Annotated in this window: 11 protein-coding genes; 10 read left to right on the forward strand and 1 reads right to left on the reverse strand. The window is 30.7% G+C overall.

What is annotated here, in order from left to right; translation table 11 throughout:
* The first annotated feature begins 107 nt into the window (after positions 1-107).
* The 9 genes from BMX60_RS07320 to BMX60_RS07360 all read left to right on the forward strand — a co-directional run bounded on the left by BMX60_RS07320 (position 108) and on the right by BMX60_RS07360 (position 7,045).
* Complete coding sequence (locus BMX60_RS07320) at positions 108-953, forward strand: DegV family protein (RefSeq protein ID WP_091350799.1); 846 nt, start codon at positions 108-110, stop codon at positions 951-953.
* 293 nt (positions 954-1,246) lie between these two features.
* Positions 1,247-1,606 carry a Na-translocating system protein MpsC family protein gene (locus BMX60_RS07325; protein ID WP_091350800.1) on the forward strand — a complete coding sequence of 120 codons (360 nt, stop codon included), beginning with the start codon at positions 1,247-1,249 and terminating at the stop codon, positions 1,604-1,606.
* 70 nt (positions 1,607-1,676) lie between these two features.
* Positions 1,677-2,114, forward strand: coding sequence for an ATP-binding protein (locus BMX60_RS07330; protein ID WP_091350802.1), 438 nt, complete (start codon positions 1,677-1,679; stop codon positions 2,112-2,114).
* Between the two features lie 129 nt (positions 2,115-2,243).
* Positions 2,244-2,954, forward strand: a complete 711-nt coding sequence (locus BMX60_RS07335; RefSeq protein WP_091350803.1) for a hypothetical protein — start codon at positions 2,244-2,246, stop codon at positions 2,952-2,954.
* Between the two features lie 16 nt (positions 2,955-2,970).
* A complete protein-coding gene (locus BMX60_RS07340) occupies positions 2,971-3,828 on the forward strand; it encodes a ComEC/Rec2 family competence protein (RefSeq protein ID WP_091350805.1) in 858 nt (285 codons plus the stop codon).
* 13 nt (positions 3,829-3,841) lie between these two features.
* Entirely contained in the window at positions 3,842-4,057 is a 216-nt protein-coding gene (locus tag BMX60_RS07345; RefSeq protein ID WP_091350806.1) for a DUF3006 domain-containing protein, read from the forward strand.
* 15 nt (positions 4,058-4,072) lie between these two features.
* Positions 4,073-5,476 (forward strand): sigma-54 interaction domain-containing protein, encoded by a 1,404-nt coding sequence (locus BMX60_RS07350; protein WP_091350808.1) that lies wholly within the window; start codon positions 4,073-4,075, stop codon positions 5,474-5,476.
* A 256-nt stretch (positions 5,477-5,732) separates the two neighbouring features.
* Complete coding sequence (gene atoD / locus BMX60_RS07355; RefSeq protein WP_091350809.1) at positions 5,733-6,386, forward strand: acetate CoA-transferase subunit alpha; 654 nt, start codon at positions 5,733-5,735, stop codon at positions 6,384-6,386.
* Complete coding sequence (locus BMX60_RS07360) at positions 6,386-7,045, forward strand: CoA transferase subunit B (RefSeq protein WP_091350811.1); 660 nt, start codon at positions 6,386-6,388, stop codon at positions 7,043-7,045. The genes atoD and BMX60_RS07360 overlap by 1 nt, the downstream gene beginning before the upstream one ends.
* Before the next feature lie 9 nt (positions 7,046-7,054).
* On the opposite strand, the gene BMX60_RS07365 is transcribed toward BMX60_RS07360, so the two are convergent.
* On the reverse strand, positions 7,055-7,333 hold the full coding sequence (locus tag BMX60_RS07365; protein ID WP_091350812.1) for a hypothetical protein: 279 nt from the start codon (positions 7,331-7,333) through the stop codon (positions 7,055-7,057).
* Positions 7,334-7,447: 114 nt separating this feature from the next.
* Here BMX60_RS07365 and BMX60_RS07370 point away from each other — a divergent pair, with 114 nt between their 5' ends.
* Complete coding sequence (locus BMX60_RS07370; RefSeq protein ID WP_091350814.1) at positions 7,448-7,969, forward strand: nitroreductase family protein; 522 nt, start codon at positions 7,448-7,450, stop codon at positions 7,967-7,969.
* Positions 7,970-8,169: the final 200 nt, after the last annotated feature.

The raw sequence follows: 8,169 nt of genomic DNA on the forward strand, positions 1-8,169 counted from the left end.
CACTAAAAGTTTACAATTTAGACAGGAATTTATATTACCGATATCGAAATAATTATAAAAGGCTAATGTTAAATTGTTCTTTAAAATTAAAGGAGGAGGGAAAAAAGATGGAAAAAGTTAAAATTTTTGCAGACAGTACATGTGACCTTTCACCGGTGCTAATAAAACAACATGATATAGGGATAATACCTTTAAATATTATTTTTGGAGATGATATTTTTCAAGATGGAGTAGATATAACTACAAAAGAACTATATGAAAAGGTTGAAAAATATAAGAGTCTTCCTAAAACTTCAGCTGCTTCGCCTGGTGTTTTTAAAACCGCTTTTGAACCCTATATTGAAGAAGGTTATAACATAGTATACATCTCTATTTCATCGGAGTTATCTGCAACTTACCAAAATGCTATTTTAGCTGCCGGGATGTTCGATGAGGGCAGGGTGGAAATTGTTGATTCTAGAAACTTATCAACGGGTATAGGAATATTAGTCTTAAATGCAGTAGACCTAAAAAATCAGGGTCTTTCAGCAAAGGAAATCGCTAAAAAGATATCAGATTTAACATCAAAAGTAGAAACAGAGTTTGTAATTGATACCTTAGATTACTTATATAAAGGTGGAAGGTGTAACTCAGTTCAAAGGTTTGCAGGGGGACTTTTAAAAATCCGTCCAGCGATAAAAGTGATTGATGGCAAAATGACACCTTCTAAGAAATTTAGAGGGAAAAGGGAAAAAGTTTTAGATGCCTTTTTTGAACATGTAATGACTAATGCTGAGAGTTTTGATAAAAAAAGGATAATTGTGACCCATTCCCAAGGTGAAGAAAGTGCCCTTTATTTAAAAGAAAAAATAGCTGAAAAATTTGATTTTGAAGAAATCATAATTACAGAAGCGGGCTGTGTGATTTCTAGTCATTGTGGACAAAATACCGTTGGAATTATTTATATTCGTTAATACTTATTAAATCATCTCTTTTTGCTAATACTATAAAAGACAAGCAATTGGAGGTGATATGATGCTTTGTCCAAACTGTAAAACAGAAAATCACAGAAAACAAAAAGCATGTTCCAATTGTAATACTAAATTACCTAAAGGTAAAAAGTGTTAGTCTGGAATAAGTCACTTAATCCAAAGCTTGTTAAAGACCTCATTGGAGGTCTTTTTTTTAATAAATTTGTTTTTTTATTTGACCTAATATATCAAATAATTATAGTATATTTTTGTAAAAGAAAAAAGGAGGTGAGAAGATGCATTTAGAAAAAGAATTGTTCCTTTCAATCTCTAATTGGATGAAAACTAAAAATGGAAGGGGGCCTAGGGAGATTAAAGTAATTTTAGAAGAAACTCATTTATGCGTAATTTTTACTAATTTCTTATCTCCATTAGAGGAAAATTATTTAAAACTAAATGGAGATCCAAATGTATTAAATGAAATACGGAGCTTTTTAATAAAGAATGATAATATGTTATTAAAAAAGATAGAAAATATTATAAAAAAATCTGTAAAAAATGTTGAAGTTGAGATCAACGTTAAAGAAAATTGTGGAAAAATTATTTTTGAATATGGTAAGATGGATGGACATGGTGTAAACCTAAGCCTGAAATAAGCCATTAAACGAAGGGGTTCGTTTTGTGGGTTATTTTTTTTATTTTTAATTAAATAAAGGAGGAAGCTATATGGGAGGAAAATACATCTATTATAGAAAATTATCTTTTAAATCAGATATTAAATCATTAGAAAAATTTCTTAACATATCTGAAAGGATATTTAAAAGTTTTTCTAAATCTAAAAAAAGTCTGTACAAATATATAATATCCCTCGATGAAATATTTACTAATTGTATTATACATGGCTATAAAAATAGGCAAGGAGTTATTGAAGTAGAATATAAGGTTTATAAAAACTGGATAATCACTGATATTTCTGATAATGGAGTTGGTATAAGGAAAGAATTAACTGGATCTTTGGAATTTCTAAAAGAAAACAAATATAGAAAGATTAAAGAAAAAATAGGATATGGATTAACTATAACTAGTTATTTAGCCGATAAAGTAATTGTAGGGAAGAAAATAGATGGGGGAACGAAGGTCAGTCTTTACTTTATAATAAAGTAAAGTTATAAGGGTATCGAGATGGTTAATAATTATTGGCCATTAAGATACCCTATAAATTTTAATCTGTATAAAGGTATTAACAAAAAAATCTAGAATAAATAATATTAAAAGGGCTTGGGGGTGATATCTTTGTCAGTAATCCACTTAAGTAAGTATAGAAGCAATAATAAAAAGTTATCTATACTAGAAAAAAGTACTTATTTTGAATGTATTATAAATAAAGAAAGTGAAAAAAAGGGGAAATACCCCAAATATCAAGGTGTAAAGTTAGGAGAAGTATATTTTATCATTGAAAAAAATAAAAAAAGTTATGAAGTATTTGCCATTCATTTTCCAAAAGATATTTTTAATTTAAGTGATGTGGTTAATTGGTTAAATAAATATACTTATACCTTTATGGATGAAAATATTGAAAGTTTCGTGGTTAATGATTGTTGTGAAGTTATAGAGGTAATTAAGCTGGAAGGGTACTTTTTAATCCTCTACCAAAAAGGTAATGAAAGTTTAATAAAAAAAGAGGAAGATTTTATAAGTTTAATCAAGAATCATCCTCTAAGGGATATGAAGATAACCCTAGTTCTTAATGGAGAACAGATTTACTACATACCCAAAATTAAAATCGATAAAAGGAAGGATGTTTTAATAGTTAATGGAAACTGTGTTGTATCCGACTATATCGATGAATTTAATGGCAATTTAGGATTCTATTTGCAAGGGAATCCAGCCCTTCCTTTAACTTTTATTTTTGCAGAAGATACTGTTGTCTATATAGATATTTTAGAGAGGGAACAGGGAAAAATTTTTATTGTCGAATATGATTATGAACTTTATATACTTTAGGGAGAGGTAGAAATAGATGGATAAATGGTTTAGAAATAGTTTATTAGTTTTAATTTTATTAACTTTATTTTTTACCGGTTGTAACTTATATAGTGAGCCAACACCAGAAGGAACCTTAAAAGTTCATTTTATAGATGTAGGACAAGGGGATAGTATTCTAATACAGGAAAAGGACTATGTTATGCTAATTGACGGTGGTGATAGATCAGCCGGGGAAAAAGTCGCTCAGTACCTAAAAGAATTAGGTATCCAACGTATAAATACTGTAGTAGGAACTCATCCCCATGCCGATCATATTGGAGGACTTATCCAAGTATTAGAAAATTTTACAGTAGATGAAGTTATAGATCCAGGAGTTATCCATACTACAAAAACATTTGAAGATTACTTAACAATCATTGACCAAAAAAACATTAAGTTTACAGAAGGTAGAGCAGGGATGAGAGTTGATGTTAAGAATGGGTTTTACTTTAAAATACTTCATCCTAGCAATCCTTCTTCTAGAGAGCTTAACAATGCCTCTATAGTGATTAAACTGGTTTATGGCGATATAAACTTTTTGTTTACTGGAGATATAGAAAGAGAGGCTGAATTAGAAATTCTAGACAGTGTTAGTAGACAAACACTAAAAAGTCAAGTCTTAAAGGTGGCTCATCACGGTTCTTCTACTTCTACTACTAGAGAGTTTCTACAAATGGTATCACCACAGATAGGAATTATAATGGTTGGAGAAGGGAACCGCTACGGACATCCCCATGAAGAAACATTAGATTTATTAAGGGAAAAAAATATTACTGTCTATCGTACTGATCTTCATGGTACAATAATAATAACTACCGATGGAAATACTTATAGCTTAAAGACAGAAAAATAAGGAGGAGTAGAATATGGAAGCAATAATTGATCGTTTTGAAGGGGAATATGCAGTATTGTTATTTGAGAAAGAGGAAATTCAAGTAGATTTTCCAAGAAAGTTACTCCCTGTAGAAGCTAAAGAAGGGGATATCCTAACTATCGGTATTCAGATTAATAAAGATGAAACTGCTAAACGTAGGGAAGCAATTAAAAATTTGTTGGATAAATTAAAAAATAAAAATTTATAGTGGTAGGGGATTTATATGGGGAAAAAACAACGGGAACTTGAAGAATTAGGAAAACTAAGAGAAAGTATAGAAATGATGGAGGAATTATTAGATAACGCTTATTATGGAATGGTTTTAGTTGATACAGAAGGGTACATAGTAAAATGGAATTATGAAAAACTTTTAGGGATTCGGGAAGAAGATGTTTTAGGTAAACATGTTAAAGAGGTAATACCCAATACCCGTTTACATATTGTTGCTAAAACGGGAGAGAAGGAGCTTTGTGATATTCAAGAAATTCACGGTAAAAAAGTAATTACCAGTAGAATACCGATTATAAAAGAAGGGAAACATTTAGGAGCAGCGGGTACTGTTCTTTTCAGTGATATAAGTGAATTACAGGCCTTAGCTAAAAAGGTGCAAATTCTAGAAGATGCTTTAAATAAATATAAAGGTGAAGTAAGTAAACTATACCAATCCCGATATACTTTTGACGATATAGTAAGTAATAATTTTAAAATGGTAGAACTTAAAACCATAGCAAAGAGAGTAGCAAAAACTAACTCTACTATATTAATACAAGGGGAAAGTGGAACTGGTAAAGAACTATTCGCCCATGCCATTCACAGAGAAAGTAGCAGAAAATATGGAAACTTTGTAACAGTTAATTGTGCTGCAATACCTAAAGAACTATTAGAATCTGAACTATTTGGTTATGAAGAAGGAGCTTTTACCGGTGCTAAAAAAGGTGGAAAGATGGGTAAATTTGAATTAGCTACAGGTGGAACTATATTCTTAGATGAAATTGGATGTTTGTCAATGGATATGCAATCTAAACTCTTAAGGGTTTTAGAAGGAAGGGAATTTGAAAGGGTAGGGGGGAATAAACCAATAAAATTAGATACTAGAATTATAGCAGCTACCAATGAAAAATTAGAAGAAGAGATATTAAAAGGAAACTTCAGAAAAGACTTATATTATAGGTTAAATGTTATTAAACTTGAAATTCCACCTTTAAGGGAAAGGTTGGAAGATATAGAAATAATAGCGAAAAAAATTTTAAATAAACTTGCAATTGATCTTAATATGGAAGAAAAAATTTTGACAAAAGATGGGGTTGAAGTATTAAAAAAATATTATTGGCCGGGAAATGTTAGGGAATTGAGAAATGTTTTAGAGAGGGCAGTGAATTTAGCACCTAAGACAATCATTAGAATACAAGATTTCCCTGAATATATTAGGAGCAATCACAAAACTCAAAAAGGGGATTCTAATTGCCAATCTTTAAAAGAAAAATTGGAGGAAATAGAAAAGGATATTATTAAAAAAACTATAGAAGAAGTTGGGGGAAATAAAACTTTAGCTGCGGAAAAATTAAAAATACACCGAACATCACTATATAAAAAATTAGAAAAGTATAATATGATAGAGTATCTGTAGAAAAAAATCTACACTTAAAATATAAGTGTAGATTTTTTTCTACACCTTTAAATTTGCTATAATCCTTGAGTTATTGGTATTCTTAGGAATAGTAAAGGAGTTTAAGGGGGCTGTAGAAAAATAACTACACTTTTAGAGGTTAAGATAGATGAAAAGTATTAAATTTAAGAGGCATAGATTGTGATTGTGAGCACAATATTTATGGCATATAATTTGCAATTAAATATCAATGAATAAAAAATTGGAGGTGGTTTTAATGAGTAAAATAATTTCTTTTGAAGAGGCAGCTGCCCTTGTAAAAGATGGAATGACAGTGATGATTGGTGGTTTTTTAGGCTGTGGTTCCCCCCACAAACTGATAGATAAGCTTATAGAAAAAGGGGTAAAAGATTTAACAGTTATAGCTAATGATACTTCAACTACTGAATACGGCCTAGGTAGATTAGTTAAAAATAAGCAAATAAAAAAAGTAATTACATCCCATATTGGTACTAATCCAGAGACAGGAAGACAGATGAATGAAAAAGAAATCGAAGTGGAATTGGTACCTCAAGGTACACTAGTGGAAAGAATTAGAGCATATGGAGCAGGGTTAGGAGGAGTATTAACACCTACCGGTTTAGGTACTATTGTAGAAGAGGGAAAAGAAAAAATAAAGATAAATGGAAAAGATTATTTATTAGAATTACCTTTAAAGGCTGACATAGCATTAATTGCTGGTTCAAAAGTCGATAAAAAAGGAAACGTTTATTATGAGAAAACAACTAGAAACTTTAACCCAATAATGGCTACCGCTGCAGATATTGTTGTAGTTGAAGCTAAGGAAATAGTAGAAGTGGGAGAAATTGACCCAAATGATGTAATGACACCTGGAATTTTTGTTGATTATATTGTAGGGGGTGAAGAGTAATGGATAAAAATCGTGTAAGGGAAGTTATAGCAAAAAGGGTAGCCCAAGAATTAAAAGATGGTGATGTGGTTAATTTAGGTATTGGTTTACCTACCTTAGTTGCAAACTATGTACCGGAAAATATAGATATTGTCCTTCAATCTGAAAATGGCTTTGTAGGCCTTGGTCCAGCCCCAAAACCTGGAGAAGAAGACCTAGATTTAACTAACGCAGGAGGGCAACCAGTAACCATAAAACCGGGAGGAGCCTTTTTTGATAGTGCCACTTCCTTTGTTATTATTAGAGGTGGACATGTAGACGTAACTGTATTAGGTGCATTACAAGTTGATGAACAAGGAAATCTTGCCAATTGGATGATACCAGGTAAAATGGTTCCAGGTATGGGTGGAGCCATGGATTTAGTTGTAGGAGCTAAAAAAGTAATTGTAGCAATGGAACACACAGCTAAAGGCAGTCCTAAAATATTAAAAAGATGTACATTGCCATTAACGGCAGCTAACCAAGTAAACTTGATAATTACAGAAATGGCTGTAATTGAAGTAACTGAAAAAGGTTTATTGTTAAAAGAATTAGGACCAGAAGCTACCTTAGAAGAAGTGATTGCTGCTACAGAAGCTGAACTAATTATCCCAGAAGATTTAAAAAGAATGGATGTATAGAAAAGGTGGTTATTCATTAACCACCTTTTCTACATCCTTTTCTTCTTTTCTAGCTCTGGCTCTTAAAAGAAATTTTTTTCTCTCTTTTTCTTTCCAGTTTTCTAGATAAGTATTTATAAGAAAGGAAAAAAGAATATATATTAACAATCCTTTATCAAAGGTAGATGGAAAATTAGCAGCAAAGAAGAAACGAAGTAATACTATTAAAAGTATTAGATAATGAAATTTAGATACTAAAAGTCTTAAGAGAATTAAAGGCAAACCTAGGTCTTTTAAAAATTTAGACACCCAAATCCCTCCCCAAAATATTTAATAATATTTTGAAGCTAAATAGTAAAATTTATACATCTATTAAAAAATAATGTATAATATTTATAATGGAAAGAGAGCGGAGGGATGAATATGTTGGAAACACTGATTAATCGCCGGAGTATAAGAAAATATAAAGATCAAAAAATAGAGGAGGAGAAAATTAAAACCCTTATCCAAAGTGCTTTATTATCACCTTCTTCTAGAAACATAAGGCCTTGGGAGTTTATAGTAGTTCAAGACAAAGAAACTTTGAACAAGTTATCTTATGCGAAAAAACATGGTTCCTCCTTTGTTAAAGATGCCCCTTTAGCCTTTGTAATTTTAGGAGATTCTACAAAAAGTGATGTTTGGATAGAAGATACCTCTATAGCGGGAATTGTAGTACAACTGACAGCGGAAAAATTAGGATTAGGTTCTTGCTGGGTTCAAATTAGAAACAGAGAACATGATTCAAAAAACACAGCAGAGGAGTATATTCAAAAACTATTAAATATCCCTGAACATCTAAAAGTAGAAGCCATAATAGCTATTGGTTACCCTGCTGAAGAAAAGGAACCCTATGATTTAACTAAACTACCTTATGAAAAAGTTAAAATGGAAAGGTATAAATAATTTTAATATAGTCATAAAAATAAATAAAAACAAGAAATAATATTGAAAATTTTAACAATTAAAGGTAAATATATCTCTTACAATAAAATGGACAAACTATTAAAACAAGAAGGAATGGATAATGATTACAGAAATATGCCAACAGCACAATCTGCCCAACAAACATTAAAATTATTAGATAAAAATTGGAAGTCCTTTTT

It is taken from the genome of Anaerobranca gottschalkii DSM 13577 (assembly GCF_900111575.1).
GTDB classification, from domain to species: Bacteria; Bacillota; Proteinivoracia; order Proteinivoracales; family Proteinivoracaceae; genus Anaerobranca; species Anaerobranca gottschalkii.

Coding starts and splice junctions, on each gene's coding strand:
- BMX60_RS07340 (WP_091350805.1), top strand. CDS start 2,971: ATGGATAAATGGTTTAGAAATAGTTTATTAGTTTTAATTTTATTAACT.
- BMX60_RS07370 (WP_091350814.1), top strand. CDS start 7,448: ATGTTGGAAACACTGATTAATCGCCGGAGTATAAGAAAATATAAAGAT.
- BMX60_RS07345 (WP_091350806.1), top strand. CDS start 3,842: ATGGAAGCAATAATTGATCGTTTTGAAGGGGAATATGCAGTATTGTTA.
- atoD (WP_091350809.1), top strand. CDS start 5,733: ATGAGTAAAATAATTTCTTTTGAAGAGGCAGCTGCCCTTGTAAAAGAT.
- BMX60_RS07325 (WP_091350800.1), top strand. CDS start 1,247: ATGCATTTAGAAAAAGAATTGTTCCTTTCAATCTCTAATTGGATGAAA.
- BMX60_RS07320 (WP_091350799.1), top strand. CDS start 108: ATGGAAAAAGTTAAAATTTTTGCAGACAGTACATGTGACCTTTCACCG.
- BMX60_RS07360 (WP_091350811.1), top strand. CDS start 6,386: ATGGATAAAAATCGTGTAAGGGAAGTTATAGCAAAAAGGGTAGCCCAA.
- BMX60_RS07350 (WP_091350808.1), top strand. CDS start 4,073: ATGGGGAAAAAACAACGGGAACTTGAAGAATTAGGAAAACTAAGAGAA.
- BMX60_RS07330 (WP_091350802.1), top strand. CDS start 1,677: ATGGGAGGAAAATACATCTATTATAGAAAATTATCTTTTAAATCAGAT.